This is a genomic window from Vagococcus xieshaowenii (genome assembly GCF_004792515.1).
In the GTDB taxonomy this organism is placed as follows: domain Bacteria; phylum Bacillota; class Bacilli; order Lactobacillales; family Vagococcaceae; genus Vagococcus_A; species Vagococcus_A xieshaowenii.
The window spans coordinates 405,328-429,648 of sequence record NZ_CP038865.1; the positions used below are offsets into that span (position 1 = coordinate 405,328).

At 36.2% G+C, this 24,321-nt stretch carries 17 protein-coding genes; 13 read left to right on the plus strand and 4 right to left on the minus strand.

The window, feature by feature from the left end; genetic code table 11:
• Positions 1-14 precede the first annotated feature (14 nt).
• Positions 15-1,289, minus strand: a complete 1,275-nt coding sequence (locus E4Z98_RS01995; RefSeq protein WP_135255038.1) for a BaiN/RdsA family NAD(P)/FAD-dependent oxidoreductase — start codon at positions 1,287-1,289, stop codon at positions 15-17.
• A 124-nt stretch (positions 1,290-1,413) separates the two neighbouring features.
• On the opposite strand from E4Z98_RS01995, the gene gdhA reads away from it, so the two are divergent.
• The 8 genes from gdhA (at position 1,414) to E4Z98_RS02035 (ending at position 9,543) form a co-directional block, all read left to right on the plus strand.
• Positions 1,414-2,763 carry an NADP-specific glutamate dehydrogenase gene (gene gdhA / locus E4Z98_RS02000; protein ID WP_135961162.1) on the plus strand — a complete coding sequence of 450 codons (1,350 nt, stop codon included), beginning with the start codon at positions 1,414-1,416 and terminating at the stop codon, positions 2,761-2,763.
• A gap of 69 nt (positions 2,764-2,832) precedes the next feature.
• Positions 2,833-3,807 (plus strand): ABC transporter substrate-binding protein, encoded by a 975-nt coding sequence (locus tag E4Z98_RS02005; RefSeq protein WP_135255037.1) that lies wholly within the window; start codon positions 2,833-2,835, stop codon positions 3,805-3,807.
• Positions 3,800-4,807, plus strand: a complete 1,008-nt coding sequence (locus E4Z98_RS02010; protein ID WP_135255036.1) for a FecCD family ABC transporter permease — start codon at positions 3,800-3,802, stop codon at positions 4,805-4,807. Before E4Z98_RS02005 ends, E4Z98_RS02010 begins: the two co-directional genes overlap by 8 nt.
• Positions 4,808-5,578 carry an ABC transporter ATP-binding protein gene (locus tag E4Z98_RS02015; protein ID WP_135255035.1) on the plus strand — a complete coding sequence of 257 codons (771 nt, stop codon included), beginning with the start codon at positions 4,808-4,810 and terminating at the stop codon, positions 5,576-5,578. It begins immediately after the preceding gene.
• A gap of 155 nt (positions 5,579-5,733) precedes the next feature.
• The gene (locus E4Z98_RS02020; RefSeq protein ID WP_135255034.1) at positions 5,734-6,168 is read left to right on the plus strand and encodes a hypothetical protein; all 435 of its coding nucleotides are present in this window, start codon (positions 5,734-5,736) and stop codon (positions 6,166-6,168) included.
• Between the two features lie 471 nt (positions 6,169-6,639).
• Positions 6,640-7,848 (plus strand): NAD(P)/FAD-dependent oxidoreductase, encoded by a 1,209-nt coding sequence (locus E4Z98_RS02025; RefSeq protein ID WP_135255033.1) that lies wholly within the window; start codon positions 6,640-6,642, stop codon positions 7,846-7,848.
• A gap of 93 nt (positions 7,849-7,941) precedes the next feature.
• A complete protein-coding gene (locus tag E4Z98_RS02030) occupies positions 7,942-8,832 on the plus strand; it encodes a DegV family protein (RefSeq protein ID WP_135255032.1) in 891 nt (296 codons plus the stop codon).
• 60 nt (positions 8,833-8,892) lie between these two features.
• Complete coding sequence (locus tag E4Z98_RS02035) at positions 8,893-9,543, plus strand: NAD(P)-dependent oxidoreductase (protein ID WP_135255031.1); 651 nt, start codon at positions 8,893-8,895, stop codon at positions 9,541-9,543.
• Between the two features lie 58 nt (positions 9,544-9,601).
• Here E4Z98_RS02035 and E4Z98_RS02040 read toward each other — a convergent pair whose 3' ends face one another.
• Positions 9,602-10,591, minus strand: a complete 990-nt coding sequence (locus tag E4Z98_RS02040; RefSeq protein ID WP_135255030.1) for a hypothetical protein — start codon at positions 10,589-10,591, stop codon at positions 9,602-9,604.
• A gap of 204 nt (positions 10,592-10,795) precedes the next feature.
• Between E4Z98_RS02040 and E4Z98_RS02045 the strand changes: the two genes are divergently transcribed.
• From E4Z98_RS02045 to E4Z98_RS02055, 3 genes are all read left to right on the plus strand, one after another.
• On the plus strand, positions 10,796-11,533 hold the full coding sequence (locus tag E4Z98_RS02045) for an NADPH-dependent oxidoreductase (RefSeq protein ID WP_135255029.1): 738 nt from the start codon (positions 10,796-10,798) through the stop codon (positions 11,531-11,533).
• Positions 11,534-11,697: 164 nt separating this feature from the next.
• Positions 11,698-12,906: an MFS transporter gene (locus E4Z98_RS02050; RefSeq protein WP_135255028.1), complete on the plus strand. Its 1,209-nt coding sequence runs from the start codon at positions 11,698-11,700 to the stop codon at positions 12,904-12,906.
• 25 nt (positions 12,907-12,931) lie between these two features.
• A complete protein-coding gene (locus tag E4Z98_RS02055) occupies positions 12,932-14,140 on the plus strand; it encodes a M20 metallopeptidase family protein (RefSeq protein ID WP_135255027.1) in 1,209 nt (402 codons plus the stop codon).
• Between the two features lie 71 nt (positions 14,141-14,211).
• Here E4Z98_RS02055 and E4Z98_RS02060 read toward each other — a convergent pair whose 3' ends face one another.
• Complete coding sequence (locus E4Z98_RS02060) at positions 14,212-15,039, minus strand: CPBP family intramembrane glutamic endopeptidase (protein WP_135255026.1); 828 nt, start codon at positions 15,037-15,039, stop codon at positions 14,212-14,214.
• A gap of 577 nt (positions 15,040-15,616) precedes the next feature.
• Here E4Z98_RS02060 and E4Z98_RS10110 point away from each other — a divergent pair.
• The gene (locus E4Z98_RS10110) at positions 15,617-15,817 is read left to right on the plus strand and encodes a hypothetical protein (RefSeq protein WP_135961163.1); all 201 of its coding nucleotides are present in this window, start codon (positions 15,617-15,619) and stop codon (positions 15,815-15,817) included.
• 552 nt (positions 15,818-16,369) lie between these two features.
• Positions 16,370-22,699, plus strand: coding sequence for a Cna B-type domain-containing protein (locus E4Z98_RS02070; protein WP_135961164.1), 6,330 nt, complete (start codon positions 16,370-16,372; stop codon positions 22,697-22,699).
• 61 nt (positions 22,700-22,760) lie between these two features.
• Here E4Z98_RS02070 and guaA read toward each other — a convergent pair whose 3' ends face one another.
• Positions 22,761-24,308, minus strand: a complete 1,548-nt coding sequence (gene guaA / locus E4Z98_RS02075) for a glutamine-hydrolyzing GMP synthase (protein ID WP_135253867.1) — start codon at positions 24,306-24,308, stop codon at positions 22,761-22,763.
• Positions 24,309-24,321: the final 13 nt, after the last annotated feature.

Below are 24,321 nucleotides of genomic sequence, written 5' to 3' on the forward strand. Positions count from 1 at the left end.
CAATGCTTTTCTTTTTAATAACGGAAATAACTAGCGATTTGGGCACTATTTTTACCCGCAACATAGCCGGTTACAAACGCCGCCGTAATATTATAGCCACCTGTATAGCCATTAATATCTAATAATTCTCCTACAAAAAATAATCCTTCCACTAACTTGCTTTCCAGTGTTTTTGGATCGATTTCTTTTAAATTAACGCCGCCACCAGTGACAAATGATTTTTCAATAGGATAGGTACCAATCGCTGACATACGGAAATCTTTAATCAAATGCGCGAAACGTTCTAATTCGTGACCTTCGACTTGTCGGAATGGACGGGAACCATCGATGTCAGCTTCTGTTAATAAGAATTCTAAGTAACGCTCTGGTAGTAGGCCTTTCAACGCATTTTTTATTGATTTATCACGTTGTTGTTCTTTTAATGTTGTTAATTCATGAATTAATTGTTTGAGTGTTTTTTCCGGTAAAGCGTCTAGAGTAACAATTGCTTCCTTGTGCTTTTCTAATGCTTGGTTGACAAACATACTACAACGTAGTGCAGCAGGTCCTGAAACACCAAAGTGGGTAAATAACATATCCATCGTGTGACTAACACGGATTTTACCTTTTTCATTTAAGACAGATAACGTGACATCCTGTAAGGATAAGCCTTGTAAGACTTTTTTTTGTACAAAGGGATCGGCTAATTTAATAGGTGATTCTGTCGCAAAAAGGGGTGTCACCGTGTGGCCAGCTTTTTTTGCTAAGCGGTAACCAATACCAGTTGAGCCTGTATAAGGATAAGTTTTACCACCTGTAGCAATGATGACACAGTGAGATGTGAATTCACGGCCGTCTTTTAAACGAATGCCTATCACACGATTGTCTTCTTTAAGTAGTTTTTCAACTTCAGCTTCTCGTTCAATGTGTACCTGTTGCTTATTTAATTCGTTAGTTAACGCTTCGACAATGGTTTTTGAGCGATTAGTTATAGGGAACATTCTACCGTGATCTTCTTCTTTTAATTTGATGCCTTTATCTTCAAAAAAACGAATAATGTCATGATTATCAAATTGAGAAAACGCACTGTATAAAAATTTTCCATTACCAGGAATGTGGTTGATGACATCGTCACTTGGTCGGTTGTTAGTAACATTACAGCGACCACCTCCAGTTAACAGTAATTTCTTTCCAAGGCGTTTATTTTTTTCTACTAACATAACACGCGCACCGTGTGTAGCAGCAGAAATAGCTGCCATCATGCCACTTGTTCCAGCGCCAATGACAATAACTTCTTTATCTACGTTCATATAATTACCTCCAATTCTAATGTAGTGTACCATATTTTTTTAGGAAGTTGGTAGGTTATGAGTTGGTATTTTTCAAAGAATAACGTATACTTTTATTATTATTTATAGGAAGAAGGATGAGCATATGGTTGTAGAAAATCATTATATTGACGCAATCCGTCAAAAAGTTCGTACGTTAAATGAAGGACAAAATGAATACATTCAAGCAGTGGAAGAATTTTTGCCAACGATTGCAGCGTATTTAGAGCAAAATCCTCAGGTAGAGGCCAATAATTTATTAGACTTATTATTAGAACCTGAACGCATCATCCAATTTAGAGTGCCTTGGCAAGATGATCAAGGAAAATGGCAAGTCAATCGTGGTTACCGCGTGCAATATAATTCAGCAATAGGTCCGTATAAAGGTGGTTTAAGATTTCATCCAACGGTTAATTTAAGTATTATGAAGTTTTTAGCGTTTGAACAAATTTTTAAAAATAGTTTGACTGGACTACCAATTGGCGGTGGCAAAGGTGGTAGTGATTTTGATCCTAAAGGTAAGTCAGATGCCGAAATCATGCGTTTTTGTCAAAGTTTTATGACCGAATTACAAAAATATATTGGAGCTGATACTGATGTGCCAGCTGGCGATATTGGAGTAGGGCATCGTGAAATTGGCTATTTGTATGGTCAATACAAACGTTTAAATCAATTTAGTGCTGGTGTTTTAACGGGTAAACCGGTGGATATGTGGGGAAGTTTAGCACGTACAGAAGCAACAGGATATGGTCTTGTATACTTTGTAAAGCATTTACTAGCTGATCGTGGCGATTCTTTTGCAGGGAAAAAAGTTGTCATTTCTGGTAGTGGTAATGTGGCGATTTATGCGATTCAAAAAGCACAAGCTTTAGGGGCAACTGTTTTAGCTTGTAGTGATTCAAGTGGTTATATTTACGATCCAGAAGGTTTAGACTTAGCAATCATTAAAGACCTTAAAGAAGTGAAACGTGCACGCATTTCGTCTTATGTAGACGAGCGTCCAAACGCGACGTTCTTTGAAGGGCAATCGATTTGGTCAATTGCTACTAAGTATGATATTGCGCTTCCTTGTGCGACGCAAAATGAAATCAATGCTGAGTTAGCGAAAACAATGATAGCCAACGGTGTCTTTTTAATCGCAGAAGGAGCGAACATGCCATCTGATTTAGCAGCGATTGAATTGTATCGCGAACAGGGTATATTATTTGGACCAGCTAAAGCGGCTAATGCCGGTGGTGTGGCTGTATCTGCACTTGAAATGAGTCAAAATTCACAACGTTTACCATGGACATTTGAAGAAGTAGATGCCAAATTAGATGCCATTATGAAAAATATTTACGAAAATTGTCGCGATACTGCCGATAAGTACGGTGCAGCAGGTGATTTAGTGACTGGCGCTAATATTGCAGGTTTTGCAAAAGTTGCTAATAACATGTTGGCGCAAGGATTAGTGTAGTAAGAATAGGTGACTTAAAATAAAGCGACTCTATTGATTAGAGTCGCTTTTTGTAAACAGGGAGTAGGAATGAAAAAAAACAATTTAATTAGTACCGGCTTAATAGCTATTAGTAGTTTGATAGTAGGGTGTTCTGATTCATCAACCCGCGAAAATCCAACGACTTCAGACGTTTTATCAGTATCTTCAACGAATCCATTACCAACAGAAGATCGTTCGGGTGAGATTATTAAGATTCCAGAAAACTTAACTAAAATCGTGTCGTTAGTGCCTTCTGTGACACAAATATTAGATGATTTAGGCCAGAGTGAGAAATTAGTTGGTATCGATAATCAAAGTCAGTTAAAAGAAACCAATCAAAAGGTGTCTCGATTTGATATGATGACGATTGACTTAGAAATGTTGTTAGCATTAGAACCACAAGTGGTATTTGTCAGTGACATTAATGTATATGCCGAGGCAAAAATTTTGAAACAACTAAAACAAGTAGGTATCACCGTCATTAATATTCCAACGAGTGATACCATCGAAAGTATTCAAGCGGATGTCCAATTTGTGGCAGATTGCGTAGGCCAACACAATCAAGGGAAAGTTTTAGTAGAAAATATGCAGGCAGACATTGCGCAATTAAAAGCAATGGGCAACCGTATTAAGCAAAGAAAAACAGTCTCCTTTGAAGTGGCAGCTTTACCAGAGATTTATTCATGCGGTAGCGGTGTGTTTTTAGATGAAATGATCACGACCATTGGTGCTAAAAATGTTTATCATGATCAAAGTGGTTGGTTGGCTATTACAGAGGAATCAGCTATTGAACGTAATCCGGATGTTATTTTTACTAATGTAACGTATATTCCGGACCCAATAGATGAAATAGTTGCTCGTAAAGGTTGGGCCCAAGTAACAGCAATTAAAGAAAAAGAGGTGTATCGTATTGATAATATGACAAGTTCCCTTCCTAATCACCATATTGTTGAGGCTATGAAAGAAATGGCAAATATTCTTTATCCAGAAGCATATGCTCAATTGGAGTTTAGCCATGTCTAAGGGAATGAAATTAAGTGGCTTAATGGTTATAGCGATAGTAGTGATAGTAATTGGAATCAGTATAGGGAGCGCGTCAGCTAGTTTTGCTGACGTCTGTCAAGTGATCATGAACCAACTAATGGGGCGCTCAGAAGCAGGCATCATGCCAACGATTATTCTCGATGTCCGTTTGCCACGTGTCCTAATGAGTTTTATTGTCGGTGCGATGATTGCAGTTTCTGGCACCGTTATGCAATCCTTATTAAATAACCCCTTAGCCTCACCTTATACATTAGGTATCTCTTCAGGGGCATCTTTTGGCGCGGCGTTAATGTTAACAATTGGCGTGCCGTTGCTTGGTTTATCTAGTTATTTAGTCCCTGTGAATGGCTTTGTTTTTGGTTGCTTGACAGTGTTAATCGTATTACTTTTTGCAAAGAAAACAGCTCATCAAATGGATAATCAGACGATTATTTTGGTTGGGATGATCGTGGGTTTATTTATCAATGCTTTACTGACTTTATTATCGGTTTTTTCAGATGATTATTTAAAAGCGATTGTTTACTGGCAACTAGGAAGTTTTGCTAGTAGTCATTATGCTCAAATATTATGGCTAGCGCTGCTCTTAGTACTTGGATTAGTAGTATTTATACGCTTTTCACGTGAATTAGATATCTTGACATTAGGAGATGAGCAGGCAATGACAACAGGTCTTGAAACTCAAAAACTAAAAGTATTCTTTATTGGGCTGTGTTGCTTATTAACTGGTTCAGCGATTTCATTTGTCGGGATTATTGGTTTTGTCGATTTAGTAGCCCCTCACTTAGTTCGTAAGGTATTTGGTCATCATCATCGTTGGGTCATTCCGTCTTCAGCACTTGTGGGAGGTATCTTGATGGTATTTGCAGATCTTATTTCGCGAACAATCATCGCGCCTAGAGAAATCCCAGTCGGTGCAGTCACTGCTTTAATCGGTTCCCCGTTTTTTGCTTACTTATTTTTAAAGAAAGGACCTGATTAAATGATTGATATCCAAGGTGTCTCTGTTCGTTATGGCAATCATCAAATCTTAGATGACATTTCCTTTCAATTAGATGATGACGAGATAGTATGTGTGCTAGGACCAAATGGTAGTGGGAAAACTACACTTTTAAAAACGATATTAAATTTAGTGCCTTTTAGCGGTGAAATATTGATTAATGGTCAATCGGTTAAAAAGTATCCACGTAAAACGTTAGCTAAAGAAGTGGCTTTGTTGAGTCAACATCAAGTTGTTCAACGTGGTTATACGGTTCAAGATATCGTCTTGATGGGACGCTTTAGATATCAACAAACAGGTTTGTTCAATGGGTATTCTAAAGTGGATTTTGATTATGTCGATACGTTATTAGCTGATTTAGGGTTGTGGGAATTAAAAGAACAAGAAGTAGTTAAACTTTCTGGAGGGCAAAAGCAATTAGTCTTTTTAGCTAAGATAATGGCACAAAATCCTCGATTATTACTACTCGATGAACCAAGTAACCATCTTGATATCAAGTATCAATTAGAAATGATTGCTTTCTTGAAGCAATGGCGAGATCAACGAGAATCAGGAATTCTTGGCGTGTTTCATGATGTTAATTTAGCGTTGCATTTGTCAGATCATTTACTAATGTTGAAGGAAGGACGTATATTGGCTAAAGGTTCTTTTTCAGAAATTGGGACAATAACTAATTTCCAAACCCTTTATGAGACGCAACTTGTGGAGTATTATCTAGCTAGTTTAGAAAAATGGCAACAACTACTGAAGTAATTTTTCGTCTAGTTATGAGGAGTGGAGAAATCTGCTCCTTATTTGTTATAAATTATCAATATTTTTATTAATTTTTTTCATGAAACATTGGTTATAAAACTAATATATAGAGTGAATAGGTTATAATCTAATTGATAATAAACGAGGAGTGATGAATGATGGATGAAAGTTTTGAAAAAGAGTTAAAGGAAGCGTTAGAGATGTTTAATCGATATGCGGAATTATTTGAGCTCTCGGATTCTAATCTGTCTTTAGAACAAATGAGAGAACGGATTGATATTGAATTAGAAGAGTTTGTAGAATTGGAGGGGCCGTGGACAATAAGTAATTATCAAGACTTATCGGTGACGATTACACAATTATTTACGGATGAATTTAATCACCTTATAGAACATAAAGAATATGACATTGCTTTCTTTTCTTCGAGATATTTATTTAAACAACTATTGTCTCTTGGTTCAAGTGATGAGATGCTTGAGCATTTGGAAGAAGTATTTAAGCGATTTAATAAGCTATGGAAACTTTGTCGTGATAAGGGGTATCCAGAGTTAAAAGAAGTAATTGACAAGTGGATATCAGCTGAGAGCTAATCGTTTTAGAAGTTTAGCCAAATGATAGTGTTCATTCGGTACGTTACAGTTAATTAATATGGTCGTTTATCGTATAATAGAAGATAGAAAGTAGAGATACTTTTTGGAGGTACTTGTTAAGAAAAAGAATGTTAATTATATCTATCTTTAATGTAAACGTTTAATTGATTAAAGAGTAAGTTATTCACACAATATGAAGCATTTAAGTTGAATTTACTAGATCAATTTAGTAATATAGTTAGTGCTTTGCCAAATATAGTGTGGATTGCTGACGAATTGATGATGTGAAAGTTTGTGAAAAAATATTTAGGTAGATTAAATAGCGTTTTGTTTATGTTTATCTATATATATAGGTAGCAAAATATTAAGTAAGCAAACTAGACTATTTTTGGAGAAGTTTCTGAAAAGACTCTAACAGATTTAAGGATTTAATAACACTATTAATAACATAGAAAGAAGTGGAATTCAGTTATGAAAGAAGTAGTTATCTTAGGTGCAGGTTATGCAGGTTTAAGCACACTAAAAGCTCTACAAAAAAAAGCAGGAGATTTTCATATTACATTAGTTGATCAAAATGATTATCATTATGAAGCAACTGACTTACATGAAGTAGCAGCCGGTACACAACCAAAAGAAAAAATCACTTACCCAATTAAAGAAGTTGTAAACTCAAAAGTGACAACTTTCTTACAAGATCGTGTGGTAAAAATCAATACGGATCAACAAGAAGTTGAATTAGAAAACAATGCGGCATTAAAATATGACTACTTAGTAGTTGCTTTAGGTTTCCGTTCTGAAACATTTGGTATTTCAGGTGCAGAAGAAAATGCGTTAGAAATGGTTAACATTGACTCAGCTGTTAACATTAATAACCACATCAATGCCATGCTTAAAAAATACAAAGAAACAAAAGATAAAAAATACTTGAAATTTGTCGTTTGTGGTGCAGGGTTCACAGGGATTGAACTATTAGGTTCACTAGCTGAAATGAAACCTAAATATGCCAAAGTAGCGGGTGTTAAACCAGAAGATATCGAAATCTACTGTGTAGAAGCTGCCACTCGTTTGTTACCAATGTTTAATGAAGAGTTAGCTAACTATGCGATTAACAAATTAGAAGGTTTAGGTGTTACTTTATTAACAGGTAAACCAATCAAAGCGATTAAACCTGAAACAGTTGTTTACCAAGACAACGCTGAAACAGAAGAAATGGCTGAATTAGAAGCTGCAACTATTATCTGGACAACAGGTGTTAGCGGAAGCTTTGTAATGGGTGAATCAGGATTTGCAGAACGTCGTGGACGTGTAGTGGTAGCTGATGATTTACGTTCATCTGACCATGAGAATGTCTACATTATTGGAGATGTATCTGCTGTAATGGATCCAGCATCAGGTCGTCCATATCCAACAACTGCTCAAATCGCATTAAAAATGGGTGACTTTGCAGCTAAGAATATTGTACGTCAATTGAATAACCAAGCAACTGAAGCGTTCACTTTTGAATCACAAGGTTCTGTAGCTTCAATTGGTAATACTATTGGTTTAGGACAAGTAGGTAAAGTATCAGTTAAAGGATACCCAGCGTCATTCTTGAAGAAAATTATCATGAATAAATCACTTGCGGCAACTGGTGGAATGAAACAAATGTTTGCTAAAGGACGCTTTGATTTATATCACTAAAATAACCAAAAAAGTTGTATGATAAAAGGCATCCGATCTCGGATGCCTTTTATATGTGGATGAATGGATCAATAGATAAGGAGTATTAATATAATGGAACAACTATTTACATTGACATGTGGCTCAACTGCAGATATGTCAAAAGAATTTTTTGAAGAACGAGGGATTCATTACTCAAGTTTTCATTTTACGATGGATGGGGAAGGCTATTTGGATGATTTAGGACAGTCAATGCCGTTTGATGTTTTTTATCAAAAAATAAAAGAAGGTTCAATGCCAATAACATCACAATCAAATCCCGATGACTATACTAAATTCTTTGAACAATTTTTAGCAGAAGGACAAGACATTCTGCATTTATCTTTTTCTTCAGGGCTTTCAGGAGATTATCAATCAGCCTGTATTGCAAAAGAATTATTAGTGGAAAAATATCCTGAACGAAAGATTATGGTAGTGGATACATTAGGTGCTTCTTCAGGCTATGGTTTATTAGTAGATACGGCTGCTGATATGCGTGATCAAGGACAATCCATTGAACAAGTGGCTAAATGGGTAGAAGAAAATCGTTTAACGTTACATCATTGGTTTTTCTCAACTGATTTAACACACTATCAACGTGGGGGACGTATTAGTGCAACGTCAGCTGCAATCGGTGGTTTATTAAATATTTGTCCGTTGATGAACATGAATAATGAAGGAAAGTTAATTCCTCGTACTAAGATTCGTGGTAAGAAAAAAGTTATTAAAGCGATTGTGAATGAGATGAAGCAACACGCCAAAGATGGTGAAAACTATTCAGGGAAATGTTTTATTTCAAATTCTGACTGTTATGAAGATGCAAAAGAAGTGGCTGAATTAGTGGAAGCAACGTTTCCTAATCTAAATGGTAAGGTTCAAATAAATAGTGTAGGAACAGTTATCGGTTCACATACAGGACCAGGAACAGTGGCGTTATTCTTTTATGGAAATGAACGTGGTGAATAAGTAAGTTGTCGTTGCTTTTTGTTAAATGATTGTCATGAAGTCAATGAAAGGATATTGCACATGAAACTTTTAATTTTAGGAGCTTCTGGACGTACGGGGCAAGAACTTGTAAAACAAGCATTGGAAGCAGGACATGATGTGATAGTGTATGTTAGAAATGCCGATTCTTTAAGACACCATAAACATCTCAAAATTATTCAAGCCCCACTTACAGATCAGAAAAAATTAGCATCAGCTATTTCCTTAGCTGAAGCAATTCTGGTGACATTAGGTAATCCTCAAGCAGATAAAAATGTTTCATTATTTGAATGGGTTATCCCCATGTTAATAAGTCTTATGGAAGACAAAGGAGTTAAACGCCTGATTATTATGTCGGCATTAGGGGTAGGTAACACCTATCGTAATGCGCCTATACACTATAAATTAGCGGCCAAAACATTTTTAAGAGGTGCATTTAAAGATCATTTACTAGGTGAATCAAGATTATGGAGAACAGAACTTGATTGGACAACCATCCATCCGGGGATACTGACAGATAAAGACAAAACGACGACTCCTTTTGTTGTGCTAGCTAATAGCGGTTACCAAATGCCAGTTAATTCTTCAACTAATCGATCAGATGTAGCACAAGTGATGTTAAACATACTCAATGATAAGAATACTTACGCTAAAGAGCTCATTGTCTCTTCAAACACCAAAATTAAACTATAATAACTACCCCTCAGTGAGCCGCTCTTTTATGAGCGTAAGGCTGAGGGGTAGTTATTTTTTATTTAAGAATAAGTGCAATAATAAGTCCGATGATAATGAAGAATAATGCAAGACTACTTTTTTTCATTAGGTTAGTCGTCTCTTTAGGATTATAGACATTCATTTTCTCGAAATTAATCGCATCTTTGGCCGCTAGCATCGTCTCAACATCTTTTAATAAGCTGGAGGTTCCTGGTGAGTCTGATAACATATGTTGAGCATAAGGGAAGACTAAAACATGTTTAGGTTCAGTATTCAACATATCTGAATACCAATTATTCACATCTATTGTATAGTTATTTTTTGGTATTTTAAGAGCTTGCTCCACTTCTTTAGGATCGAACTTCAATGAAAAAACATCGGGACTATTATGAGATAATTCTTTGCCGTAGCCGATAGATAAATTACCATAAAGCCAAAGTTCGTCGGCCATTTTCGTCATGACACCTTTTGTGATGTTACAGTCGTAGACGAGTTCATTGTGAGCGTTTGCTCGTTTAATATCGACGATGACATTTCCGTCAAAATCGGTTGTGATAATCGAGCGTTCTGTTGTAGGACTTATTAAACCACCTTTTTTGTCGTAGCTAATAGTATTGGTATCATAGTCAACAATGATCCAAGTCAATAGACCAGTTGTTTTATCACGAGCGACTAAGTAAAATTCCATCCGTTGTCCCCAAAAGGCACTAGTATGTACGTTAAAAGAGCCAAAAAGGGCATAATATTCAGGCTCTTCGTCTGTGATAACATTACTTTTTACCATTTCAAAGTTATCAGGTAGTAAGCTATTCGCTTTTTCCACATCTTCTACAACATAGCATAAAAATGAACTATAGGGCTCGACTACAAAGCCCATATGAGGTGTTTTATCCGCGTTTTTTTCAATGATTTTATTTTGATACGTGGTGGGCAACATCGTCAAAAATTGTTGTAAAAAATGAATAGAGCCGACGTTTATCGGATCAACTAGCTTTTCGACGTTTTTAGTAAAACCAAATTTTTTCATACTATTCCTCCTTATAAATAATTACATTAGTGTATTAATGTGAACAATAATTGGACTTATTTACTTTGAGTCTATCATTAATTAATAAAATAACCACTATAAAGATTGAAAAGAGCAGGTCTGTGACTAATCAGGTATTTGAATATGAAGATATTGTTTAAAAAGGTATAATATTAGTGAGAAAACGTATAAGGAAGTGTGGAGATGAACAAAGTCATAAAAAAAATGAAAGAACATGTCTCAGTTAGAGAATTCGAAACAACCCCACTCTCAAGTGAAGAGAAACAAGCTTTATTAGAAGCCTCTCAAAGTGGTTCTTCTTCTAATTTTGTTCAAGCATTTTCGATTATTGAAATAACAGATTCAAGACAACGGGAAGCCTTGGCTAATATTACCAATAGTGCCGAGTATGTCAAAAATACTGGTACATTTTATATGTTTGTAGCTGATTTATATCGTCAGGCTAAAATTTTAGAAACCTACCAACAACCGCTAGATGCTATTAAAAACATGGAGAGTTTGTTGGTTGCAGTTGTTGATACAACAATTGCGGCTGAAGATATGACAGTTGCTGCTGAATCGATGGACTTAGGTATCTGTTATATTGGTGGTCTTCGTAACGATATCAAACAAGTCGCTAATCTTTTAGATTTACCACCATTTACCGTGCCACTATTCGGATTAAGTGTTGGAATTCCCAAAACTAAAAATCAAGTAAAACCACGTCTGCCAATTGAAAATCAAATGTCAGAAAATACGTATGACCGTGAAAAATTAACGGATTTAACAGATTATGAAGACATCACACGTCAGTACTACGGTAGCCGTACAAGTAACGCTCAAGAGACATCATGGTCATTTAAAAATGCTGAATTCTTTGGAGAAGTAAGAAGGAAAGAAGTGGCCATTTTCCTGAAAGAGCAAGGATTCACATTGGAGTAAATATTAGTAAAAAATAGTTGTTAAATTCTTAAACTAACCTAAACATAGCTATCGTTAGGTTTAGGTTTAGTTATTAATAAATTTTAATAAAAACGCTTTCCTTTTATAAAAAACCTAGGTATAATGTCAATAAATGAATATTAAATTAAAAATAGAGGTGTTTTATGGAAAATGAATTAGAAAAAACAAAGGAAAACAAGAAAAATTTTTATATGCTTCTAGCCATATTTATTGGTTATTCCTGTATATACCTTGATAAAACAGCTATTTCGTTATCAATGGTTAGTATCGGTGAATCATTAAACATGACCGCTAGTCAAAAAGGGTTAATCTTAAGTATTTTTTTCCTGGGCTATACTATTTTTCAAATACCGTATAGTTATTTAAGTAATAAGATAGGCTCAAGAAAAGTATTAATTACATCAATTATTGGTGTTGGGATTTTTATGATATTATTTGGTTTTGGAACATCGGTATTATATTTAATCCTTATTCGTTTTTTTACTGGGTCATTTGCTCATGCAGGTTATCCATCGGCTGTTAGTTCGTTTATTTCGCAAGAAGTATCTGATGAGAAAAAGGGTTCTGTACAATCTACAATGATCGCTTCATCAGGATTTGCAGCTATTATTGGACCACCGTTAATTGCTATTTTATTTGGTGTCTTTGATTGGAATACCACGTATTTAATCTTAGGTTGTATGGTCGTCTTAGTCGGTATTTACATGATGTTTGCTATTCCTAAAGATGTTGGTCAGCCAATTGTGCAAGAAGGAAATCAAAAGAGCTTATCTTTTGGGCAAGTACTAAAAGATTCAACCGTTTGGATTATGATTTGTGCGGCATTCTTTATTAATGCTGGACTATATGGTTTAAATAGTTGGCTGCCTTCATACTTAAGTGAAGAATTCAGTTTATCAATGTCAATGGTATCTGTGATTTCTGTTTTGATGGGAGTTGGAACGCTTGCTGCAGGAATGCTAGGTGGTATTATTGTTAATAGTTATTTTAGAGGGAAAGAAAAGCGTGTTATTTTAATTGCAGCGTTACTAGGTGCATTATTTGTATTTATGGTATCAAAATCTCATTCTGTCGTAATAAGTGTGGTGCTTATCACTTTATGTACAATTTGTTCAACTGTTGCATTTTCAACTTTGATGAGTTTACCAGTCAAACTATTTTCTAATTATGAAGTATCATCAAAATATGCAACGATTAATGCTATTGGTGTTTCTGGTGGATTCGTGGCACCAACCGTTATGGGGGCTATGGTAGAAGCTACGGGTGGCTATAGTTCAGCATTTTTATTCATCATGGCAACTTTAATTTGTTCAGGTATATTTACAATGTTAATCAAAGCAAAACGCATATAATAATAAAAAAGTTGGAGGAAAAAACATGGCATTATTAGATCAAGAAATATTAAAAGAAGCGATTACATTAAAAGAGGAAATGGTAAGTAATCGTCGTCATATTCATGAAAATCCTGAATTAGGAATGGATTTACCTAATACCTCTTTATTTGTAGAAAATAAACTTAAAGAAATGGGTTATACAGATGTAAAACGTGTCGGTGAGTACGGCTTGACAGCTACAGTAGGTAAAGGAGATGGAAAAGTTTTCTTACTTCGTGCCGATATGGATGCTTTACCAATTATTGAAGATAATGAGTTGGCGTATAAATCTAAAATAGAAGGCCGAATGCACGCTTGTGGCCATGATATGCATACGACCATGTTACTTGGTGCTGCAAAAATTTTAAAAAAATATGAAGAGCAAATTCCTGGAATAATTAAGTTTATGTTCCAACCAGGCGAGGAAGTGATGAAAGGTGCCGCTGATATGATTAAGAATGGTATCTTAGAAAATCCAAGACCCGATGCAGGTCTAATGATTCACGTGATGCCAGGATTACCATTAGATATTGGCACCGTTATTTCAGCAGAAGCGGGTCCGATGATGGCTTCGGTTGACTGGTTTGATATCAGCATTAAAGGAAAAGGTGGACATGGTTCAATGCCATATACTGCAATCGATCCTGTTGTGCCGATGAATGCTATTCAAAATGCTTTACATACGTTACAATCTCGTGAGTTACCACCAAATGCTATTACAGCAATAACCGTAACAGGTATTCATGGTTGTGAAACGTCTAATGTTATTCCTGATAATGTATCGATGGGTGGTACGATTCGTTCATATAATGAAGAACATCGTCAACTAATTAAACATCGAATGGTAGAGATTAGTGAGCATATTGCAAAAGCATTCCGTTGTGAAGCAACAGTTGAATTTCCAGCTGGTGCGCCATATTTTGATAATAGTAAAGAAGTAGCGGATCATATTAAAAAAGCTCTACCACAGTACTTAGGTAAGATGTATATGCCACCAATGCCAATGGATGTCCCAGCTATGGGTTCAGAAGATTTTGCTTATATTTCACATGAAATTCCATCTTCCGTTATGATGATTGCAGCAAGTGACTTGAGAAAAGGCGGCGTTTACGGCGTTCATCATCCAAAACTAGTCTTAGATGAGGAATGTATGCCATACGGAGCGGCAGCATATGTGGGTGTAGCTTTAAGTTGGTTAGAAGATAATCAATAGAAAAGAGTGGCTGAAAAGGATACTGCCCTTCAAAAGTTAGACAAAAAAATCTAATTTTGCGTGTCAACTATTTAATTCACGTTATTTATTGAATTTCTTTTTTTAAATTGGCAGATTATGAATAATATAACAACTGAGTAACCTATAATTGCAAAAATAGAAACATCTTTCCCATAATCTCCACCTGTTAACAATGTGTTATTAGTTTTAACTAAATAACCTGCGATACTTCTATCGTTTATTGTCGTTCCAATCGAAAATATATTTTCAAACATAATAGCATTCCAAATAGTATGTAATGTAATGCTAGCCCATATTGTATGATGATAGTTGGCCATGACAGAAAACATAGTTCCTACTAATGTTCCACCAACAAGTAATAAGATCATGCTAGTATAGTTATATGCTCCTTGTATATGTAAAGCACCAAATAAAATCGAAGACAATAATATTCCAATAAAAACTCCATACTTACTTTTAATATAATTCATTATAAATCCTCTGAATATTAATTCTTCGACAATTCCAGCAGCCATCCCCATAAAAATGCCTATAATTATATTTATATAATCGACGTTCTTATTGAAATATAACTCACCTTTTAAAGTGATGCTCATTATGAATATGATTGAAACAGGTAGTAATATACCCATTAAGACCCATTCTTTTTTTAATTTGAATTTTGTCATAAGAAAAGAGTTCAAAGGCTGCTTTAAAAATTTTGTTATGATCAATTTCAATAAAAGATAGGTTACAATTACATAGGTTATGCTACATAATACATTTGGAATAATTCCATTTCCCATTAAATTATAGTAAATATTTGAAATGATATTTGCTAGAAATAAAGGAGCTATTCCAAGTAGAGACATACTTATAACTTTGATTAGATTTTTCATTGGTGAATCTCCTAAATTAGATTTTTCCTTGCTATATGTAATATATAGCAAGGAAGATACTTATGCATCCGCCTCTAGACTTAACTTAGCCCCGTTAAGTAACAATAATACGACTGTTATGCTAAAAAATAATAAGATATGAATTTCAGGTTACACTAAATGAATTTTTTTTTATATTAATTACTTTCTTCTTATAGTTCGTTATTCTTTTTGATTATCACATACTTAATTTTTGCAATTTATACTACTTATAAACCTTTATTTAATAGTGATGCTCACTTTGATTGCCCCCTGTGCAAGCAATGATTGCTAGCGGAAAATAGAGAAATAAGGGATAGTGAAGGTATCAAATTTAAGGAGTGGTTTTATGAAGAAAATGTTACTTGGTATTCCTATAACTATAGGTGTGTTGACGGCGAATAGTGCTGCAAGTATAACAACGGATGGGAGTTCATCCTAAAGGAAGCTATACTTGTTCAGCAGAAGGATAAGCTTGGGGGAATAATATGTCGGGAACTGGATGATTATCTGCGGCAATAAATGTAAAAGTAAAATAATTGTTACTTTGGAGGAAAAAATGAAAAAATATATAAAAAAATACTCTTTTATTTTATTTCTTACAACTATTTTTTTAGTTGCTTGTAAAAGACCAAATCAAGATGGTTATACTTATTCTAGAGGTGAATTGGATGCGTATACTAGTATTTCAATAATGCCTATTATTTTAATAATTTTATTGACAATTATATATATGTTTTATAAGAACAAGAAAAAATAATTGTGATTTTAAAATATTTTAAATTCCTCCTATAGTTCGAATTATGAAGGTTTACTTATGTAAAAAAATCAACGTATATTGTACCAGGAGTAATATTTTTAGGCGGCTCAACGATTAGTTACGCAAACTACTAAAGCGACTTCTAAAATAACCAATAATAACCTAATTATTCAATAGTGGTCGTCAAGAGCGATAGGGTATAATTCAAATCAAAAAGTTGCCCCGTATATTAGTAAAAAAGCGCAAAAGAAAAGTTTAAACATTTGGAATGATGAAGACAATCAAAATATAACAAAAGCGTATCTTATTAGATTTAATAGGATACGCTTTTGTTATATTTTTTTTTTGGAAATGTCATGAGGTATAAAATGACTATTAGATTGTTTAAGTTACTAAAAAGTTTAGCTGCATATATATTAGATAGAATAGTTTTTTTGAAATATTAAGTAATTAATATAATGAGCGTAAAAGTAATGCACAAAACGCTTATTTGGTATAATTTTTATTATAAAATAACTAGTATTGAATACAAAATAGAAAGGTGTGTGTAATATGGGGTTTAAAAAAATGTTAGCGCTGTTATTAGTTGCTCTGCTTGTATTAGGACAATTTATCAGCAGTTCGGTTGTTATTGCTGAGGAGATAATGGAATCTAGTTATCCGTTAGTTTTTAAAGAAAAAAAAGATATTGAGAATACAGACGATATGAGCTCTGTAAATGTAGTGCCTAATGAAGAACAAGTAGAAGATTCAACAACTAATTCTGAACAAGTAACTAAGATAACTGAATCGTCACTAGAAAAAACAAAAAGTTCGATACCAAAGTCAAGTGTTTCGTCACCCGAAAAAAATACACCTTCTACAAATCAAATTAGTTATTCATCTGAAAGTGTTATTAACTCGTTAGATAATCAGTCAAATGAGAATTATTTAGAAGAATCACAAACATCATCAAAAATTGCACGTAAATCAAAAAACCTTAAACTAACAACAAAATCTGATATTAGCAGTTATTTTAAAGTCGGTGATTTTCAAATTATAAAATCGGATGATACTATTGCTTCAAATACTAACGGAATTAGTCATAGTACAACAGTTGGATTGTCTATTGATTGGGAAGTTAAATTACCAGAAGGACAGTCACTTAGTGCGGGAGATACGGTTGTTATCCCCGTTTTAACAACTGATCGTTCAAATTCTCAAATTAATATTACTAGTTCTGGATTTGAGCAAAATTTATATGATCATGATAGAACGATTATTGGAAAATGGACATTAGTTGGAAGAAGTATTTCCATCGTTTTCAATGAAGAAGTAGAAGGTAAGACTTCTATTACAGATGGTAAAATTACTAGTGATAAAATAGGAGGCGTTAGTTCACTAATTACACAAACAGCAAATGTGACTGTAGGAAATAAAACAAAAGAAATTTTATTTATTAAGCCTACTATAGTTCCTTTACCAAATGTTCAAATTTCTAAATCAGGATCTGAAGGAACGAACCAAGTGAGCTGGATTATTTCGGTTAATACGGTTGGTGTATCAACATTAGGAAGAAGTTTAGGTAAAGAGTACAGTGAATTAAATAATGTAGTAGTTGAAGATACATTAGAAGGTGATGCAGAAATATTTTCGTTTCAAATTAGCGCACCTATTACAGTAACTATGCAAGATGAAAATGATCAGATAGGGGAATTCGGCAATAATGGACTTTACTACTTGCCTGTAACATCGGGATTCCAAAAGATTGATCAATTGCCAGGTGAATCATACAGTGAATTTAAAAATCGTTTAACTGAGCTGCAATACGGTTTTTATCGAGAAACAAATGGTGTGACAAAAATTGTAGCTAAATTTGGAGATGTAGGGAACAATGGTCTAAGATATACAGATTTTACAAATGGTAACGAGATTGGTACACATTTACATTCTATTTCTACTATTAAAATTAATGAAATTCAAGAAAAAATATATAATACATCATTAGGCTCAGGAAATGTAATTAATGGACAAATCGGGCGTTTTGCGATTCAATTACGAACTTCCTACCCTAATTACGATCAAATAAAAGCACCAAAACAAAACACTGCTACAATTACAGGAAATGATTTAAAAGGACCAGTATTACTAGAGGCACGTGCTGCTAGTAATACTATTACACCTGATAGCTCGTCAGCATTAGCAAGTGATTCAGCTAAATTAATCAAAAAAGATAAAGATACTTCAAAATTATTATCGGGTGCTCAATTCAGGTTACAAAAGAAAAACACTCTTGGTAGTTGGGAAAATTATCAACCGTTGACTGGAGAAGAGATTAAGAAAACAGATGATATGGGAAGTTTAGAGTTTAAAAATCTGCCTGAAGGGGTTTATAGATTTAAAGAAGTAGTGGCACCGGATGGTTATGATATTAATTCTATTGAATATGATATAGAAGAATTTATTATAAATTCTTCTAATAGAGAAGGTATAATTGTGCGTGCAACGAATGACTTAATATCATTAACTAATGTTAGCGGACAAAAAATCTGGGAAGATAATAATAATCAAGACGGTTTGCGTCCTGATGAAATAACGATTATTTTATTTGCTGATGGTGAGGAAGTTCGTCAGCAGACAATAACTGCAGCTAGCCATTGGCAATATTTGTTTTCTGACTTGCCACAGTTTGATGGGCACAGAGAAATAAATTATACAGTTTCCGAATTGGATGTTCCTGGATATGAATCTTATGTAGAAGCGTATGATATTGTCAATAAGCACACGCCTGAAACAATCAACCTATCAGGGAGTAAAAGATGGGAAGACGAAAATGATCGAGATGGTAAACGTCCGGAAACGATAACGGTGAATTTATGGGCAAACGATGAAGTGGTCATAGAAAAAGAGGTGAAAGCCGAAGACAATTGGCAGTATAGCTTCAACGAGCTACCAAAATATAAAGACGGCAAAGCCATCAGTTATCGTGTGAGCGAGTCGCCAGTACCTGATTACACGTCAACAGTTGAGGGATATGACCTCACGAACACGTATACCCCAGGTAAAAGAAGCTACAGTGTCACGAAAGTATGGGAAGACAACGATAACCAAGATGGCATTCGTCCGACAAGTATCGACGTCCAGTTGTATGCGGATGGACGAGCCGAAGGCGATGTGATCCAATTAAGTGAAGCAAACAATTGGCAACACACGTGGGATAACTTACATCAAAAACGCGATAAACAAGACATTGCATATACGGTTAAAGAAGTAGACGTAGCCAAAGGTTACGAAGCAACGATGACAGAAGTTCAAGCGGGACAGGTACTAATCACCAATAAGCACACGCCTGAAACAATCAACCTATCGGGGAGTAAAAGATGGGAAGATGAGAATGATCGAGATGGTAAACGTCCGGAAACGATAACGGTGAATTTATGGGCAAACGATGAAGTGGTCGTAGAAAAAGAGGTGAAAGCCGAAGACAACTGGCAGTATAGCTTCAATGAGTTACCAAAATATAAAGACGGCAAAGCCATCAGTTATCGTGTGAGCGAGTCGCCAGTACCTGATTACACGTCAACAGTTGAGGGATATGACCTCACGAACACGTATACCCCAGGTAAAAGAAGCTACAGTGTCACGAAAGTATGGGAAGACAACGATAACCAAGATGGCATTCGTCCGACAAGTATCGACGTCCAGTTGTATGCGGATGGACGAGCCGAAGGCGATGTGATCCAATTAAGTGAAGCAAACAATTGGCAACACACGTGGGATAACTTACATCAAAAACGCGATAAACAAGACATTGCATATACGGTTAAAGAAGTAGACGTAGCCAAAGGTTACGAAGCAACGATGACAGAAGTTCAAGCGGGACAGGTACTAATCACCAATAAGCACACGCCTGAAACAATCAACCTATCGGGGAGTAAAAGATGGGAAGACGAGAATGATCGAGATGGTAAACGTCCGGAAACGATAACGGTGAATTTATGGGCAAACGATGAAATGGTCGTAGAAAAAGAGGTGAAAGCCGAAGACAACTGGCAGTATAGCTTCAATGAGCTACCAAAATATAAAGACGGCAAAGCCATCAGTTATCGTGTGAGCGAGTCGCCAGTACCTGATTACACGTCAACAGTTGAGGGATATGACCTCACGAACACGTATACCCCAGGTAAAAGAAGCTACAGTGTCACGAAAGTATGGGAAGACAACGATAACCAAGATGGCATTCGTCCGACAAGTATCGACGTCCAGCTGTATGCGGATGGACGAGCCGAAGGCGATGTGATCCAATTAAGTGAAGCAAACAATTGGCAACACACGTGGGATAACTTACATCAAAAACGCGATAAACAAGACATTGCATATACGGTTAAAGAAGTAGACGTAGCCAAAGGTTACGAAGCAACGATGACAGAAGTTCAAGCGGGACAGGTACTAATCACCAATAAGCACACGCCTGAAACAATCAACCTATCGGGGAGTAAAAGATGGGAAGATGAGAATGATCGAGATGGTAAACGTCCGGAAACGATAACGGTGAATTTATGGGCAAACGATGAAGTGGTCGTAGAAAAAGAGGTGAAAGCCGAAGACAACTGGCAGTATAGCTTCAATGAGTTACCAAAATATAAAGACGGCAAAGCCATCAGTTATCGTGTGAGCGAGTCGCCAGTACCTGATTACACGTCAACAGTTGAGGGATATGACCTCACGAACACGTATACCCCAGGTAAAAGAAGCTACAGTGTCACGAAAGTATGGGAAGACAACGATAACCAAGATGGCATTCGTCCGACAAGTATCGACGTCCAGTTGTATGCGGATGGACGAGCCGAAGGCGATGTGATCCAATTAAGTGAAGCAAACAATTGGCAACACACGTGGGATAACTTACATCAAAAACGCGATAAACAAGACATTGCATATACGGTTAAAGAAGTAGACGTAGCCAAAGGTTACGAAGCAACGATGACAGAAGTTCAAGCGGGACAGGTACTAATCACCAATAAGCACACGCCTGAAACAATCAACCTATCGGGGAGTAAAAGATGGGAAGACGAGAATGATCGAGATGGTAAACGTCCGGAAACGATAACGGTGAATTTATGGGCAAACGATGAAATGGTCGTAGAAAAAGAGGTGAAAGCCGAAGACAACTGGCAGTATAGCTTCAACGAGCTACCAAAATATAAAGATGGCAAAGCCATCAGTTATCGTGTGAGCGAGTCGCCAGTACCTGATTACACGTCAACAGTTGAGGGATATGACCTCACGAACACGTATACCCCAGGTAAAAGAAGCTACAGTGTCACGAAAGTATGGGAAGACAACGATAACCAAGATGGCATTCGTCCGACAAGTATCGACGTCCAGCTGTATGCGGATGGACGAGCCGAAGGCGATGTGATCCAATTAAGTGAAGCAAACAATTGGCAACACACGTGGGATAACTTACATCAAAAACGCGATAAACAAGACATTGCATATACGGTTAAAGAAGTAGACGTAGCCAAAGGTTACGAAGCAACGATGACAGAAGTTCAAGCGGGACAGGTACTAATCACCAATAAGCACACGCCTGAAACAATCAACCTATCGGGGAGTAAAAGATGGGAAGACGAGAATGATCGAGATGGTAAACGTCCGGAAACGATAACGGTGAATTTATGGGCAAACGATGAAATGGTCGTAGAAAAAGAGGTGAAAGCCGAAGACAACTGGCAGTATAGCTTCAATGAGCTACCAAAATATAAAGACGGCAAAGCCATCAGTTATCGTGTGAGCGAGTCGCCAGTACCTGATTACACGTCAACAGTTGAGGGATATGACCTCACGAACACGTATACCCCAGGTAAAAGAAGCTACAGTGTCACGAAAGTATGGGAAGACAACGATAACCAAGATGGCATTCGTCCGACAAGTATCGACGTCCAGCTGTATGCGGATGGACGAGCCGAAGGCGATGTGATCCAATTAAGTGAAGCAAACAATTGGCAACACACGTGGGATAACTTACATCAAAAACGCGATAAACAAGACATTACATATACGGTTAAAGAAGTAGACGTAGCCAAAGGTTACGAAGCAACGATGACAGAAGTTCAAGCGGGACAGGTACTAATCACCAATAAGCACACGCCTGAAACAATCAACCTATCAGGGAGTAAAAGATGGGAAGACGAGAATGATCGAGATGGTAAACGTCCGGAAACGATAACGGTGAATTTATGGGCAAACGATGAAGTGGTCATAGAAAAAGAGGTGAAAGCCGAAGACAACTGGCAGTATAGCTTCAACGAGCTACCAAAATATAAAGACGGCAAAGCCATCAGTTATCGTGTGAGCGAGTCGCCAGTACCTGATTACACGTCAACAGTTGAGGGATATGACCTCACGAACACGTATACCCCAGGTAAAAGAAGCTACAGTGTCACGAAAGTATGGGAAGACAACGATAACCAAGATGGCATTCGTCCGACAAGTATCGACGTCCAGCTGTATGCGGATGGACGAGCCGAAGGCGATGTGATCCAATTAAGTGAAGCAAACAATTGGCAACACACGTGGGATAACTTACATCAAAAACGCGATAAACAAGACATTACATATACGGTTAAAGAAGTAGACGTTCCTGCTGGCTATCAATCAAAAGTAGTGCGCAGTGGAAGTGCTAGTTTTATTATTAATACAATGAAAAATGATGAAAAAAAATTACCTATACAAACTAATTTTACTTACATAAATCCACCTAAAAACTATAGAGTGGTAAATAATAACGAAACTCATATTTTACCGAAAGCTGGTAATAAAAGAGAAGGTTATTACATTTTGATTGGTATTTTTTCATTAGGAGTTTCTGCTTTTGTTTTCAGACGAAAATTTGAGTAGTAAAAAAAGCGCTAGTATCCTCTCTTAAGGGGATATTAGCGCTTTTTAATAGGTTGTTATTTTATTCCCACTCAACTGTCGCAGGTGGTTTAGAGGTAATGTCATACACGACGCGGTTAACGTGAGCGACTTCGTTTACTAAACGAACTGAGATTTTTTGTAATAAATCCCAATCGATTCGTGCAAAGTCAGCTGTCATACCGTCGATAGATGTGATAGCGCGGATACCGATTGTGTAATCGTAAGTACGTCCGTCACCCATCACACCAACTGAACGAATGCCTGGTAAGACAGTGAAATATTGCCAAATATCGCGGTCTAAGCCAGCGTTTGCGATTTCTTCACGTAAGATAGCATCAGATTCGCGAACGATTTCTAATTTTTCTTCAGAGATTTCACCAAGCACACGGATACCTAATCCTGGTCCTGGGAATGGTTGGCGCCATACGATTGAATCAGGCATACCTAATTCAGTTCCTAGAGCACGAACTTCATCTTTGAATAATGTGTTTAATGGTTCAATTAATTTGAATTGCATATCGTCAGGTAAACCACCAACATTATGGTGAGATTTGATAACTTCAGCTGTGTCAGTACCACTTTCGATAACGTCAGTGTATAACGTACCTTGTGCTAAGAATTCAATACCGTCTAATTTAGTTGCTTCATCATCGAATACATAAATAAATTCGTTACCGATAATTTTACGTTTTTGTTCTGGATCAGAAACTCCAGCTAATTTATCTAAGAAGCGTTTTTTAGCATCTACTTTGATAATGTTTAAGCCAAATTTTCCGCCTAAGCTTTCCATTACTTGCTCAGCTTCACCTTTACGTAATAAACCATGGTCAACGAAGATACATGTTAATTGGTCGCCGATAGCTTTTTGTAAAAGAACACCAACAACACTTGAATCTACTCCGCCTGAAAGACCAAGTAAGACTTTTTTGTCGCCAACTGTTTCACGAATTTTTGCGATTTCATTTTCAATGAAGTTTTCCATTGACCAATCGCCTTTACAGCCACAGATTTCAAAGGCGAAGTTTTTTAGTAAGTCGTTACCATTTAATGAGTGACGAACTTCTGGATGGAATTGTACGCCATAGAAGTTTTTCTCTTCATTAGCCATTGCAGCTACAGGGCAATCTGCGCTTGTTGCAGTTACAGTGAAACCTTCAGGCATTTTAGTTACTAAGTCACCATGACTCATCCAAACTTGTTCTTGTTCTGGTAAGTTTTGGAAAAGACCTGATGTTGTGTTTTGTACGTCAATAAAGGCTTGTCCATATTCTTTTTTGTCTGCAGGTTCAACAACGCCACCAAAGTGGTCAGTCATTAATTGCATACCGTAGCAAATACCAAAAACTGGGATTCCTAGGTTGAAAATTTCAGGGTCTACTTTGAAAGAATCTTCTTCATAAACACTGTTTGGTCCGCCAGAAAAAATAATTCCTTTAGGATTCATAGCCTTGATTTCTTCGGCAGTTGTTTTGTGGCTTAGTAATTCAGAAAATACACCAAACTCACGAATACGACGAGTAATTAATTGGTTGTACTGGCTACCGAAATCTAATACGATGATAGTTTCAATTGTTGGGTTAGTTGTCACGTTGTTCCCTCTT

Coding starts and splice junctions, on each gene's coding strand:
- E4Z98_RS01995 (WP_135255038.1), bottom strand. CDS start 1,289: ATGAACGTAGATAAAGAAGTTATTGTCATTGGCGCTGGAACAAGTGGC.
- E4Z98_RS02040 (WP_135255030.1), bottom strand. CDS start 10,591: ATGAAAAAATTTGGTTTTACTAAAAACGTCGAAAAGCTAGTTGATCCG.
- E4Z98_RS02025 (WP_135255033.1), top strand. CDS start 6,640: ATGAAAGAAGTAGTTATCTTAGGTGCAGGTTATGCAGGTTTAAGCACA.
- E4Z98_RS02035 (WP_135255031.1), top strand. CDS start 8,893: ATGAAACTTTTAATTTTAGGAGCTTCTGGACGTACGGGGCAAGAACTT.
- E4Z98_RS02030 (WP_135255032.1), top strand. CDS start 7,942: ATGGAACAACTATTTACATTGACATGTGGCTCAACTGCAGATATGTCA.
- E4Z98_RS02005 (WP_135255037.1), top strand. CDS start 2,833: ATGAAAAAAAACAATTTAATTAGTACCGGCTTAATAGCTATTAGTAGT.
- E4Z98_RS10110 (WP_135961163.1), top strand. CDS start 15,617: ATGAAAAAATATATAAAAAAATACTCTTTTATTTTATTTCTTACAACT.
- E4Z98_RS02055 (WP_135255027.1), top strand. CDS start 12,932: ATGGCATTATTAGATCAAGAAATATTAAAAGAAGCGATTACATTAAAA.
- E4Z98_RS02050 (WP_135255028.1), top strand. CDS start 11,698: ATGGAAAATGAATTAGAAAAAACAAAGGAAAACAAGAAAAATTTTTAT.
- gdhA (WP_135961162.1), top strand. CDS start 1,414: ATGGTTGTAGAAAATCATTATATTGACGCAATCCGTCAAAAAGTTCGT.
- E4Z98_RS02045 (WP_135255029.1), top strand. CDS start 10,796: ATGAACAAAGTCATAAAAAAAATGAAAGAACATGTCTCAGTTAGAGAA.
- E4Z98_RS02060 (WP_135255026.1), bottom strand. CDS start 15,039: ATGAAAAATCTAATCAAAGTTATAAGTATGTCTCTACTTGGAATAGCT.
- E4Z98_RS02015 (WP_135255035.1), top strand. CDS start 4,808: ATGATTGATATCCAAGGTGTCTCTGTTCGTTATGGCAATCATCAAATC.
- E4Z98_RS02020 (WP_135255034.1), top strand. CDS start 5,734: ATGATGGATGAAAGTTTTGAAAAAGAGTTAAAGGAAGCGTTAGAGATG.
- E4Z98_RS02070 (WP_135961164.1), top strand. CDS start 16,370: ATGGGGTTTAAAAAAATGTTAGCGCTGTTATTAGTTGCTCTGCTTGTA.
- E4Z98_RS02010 (WP_135255036.1), top strand. CDS start 3,800: ATGTCTAAGGGAATGAAATTAAGTGGCTTAATGGTTATAGCGATAGTA.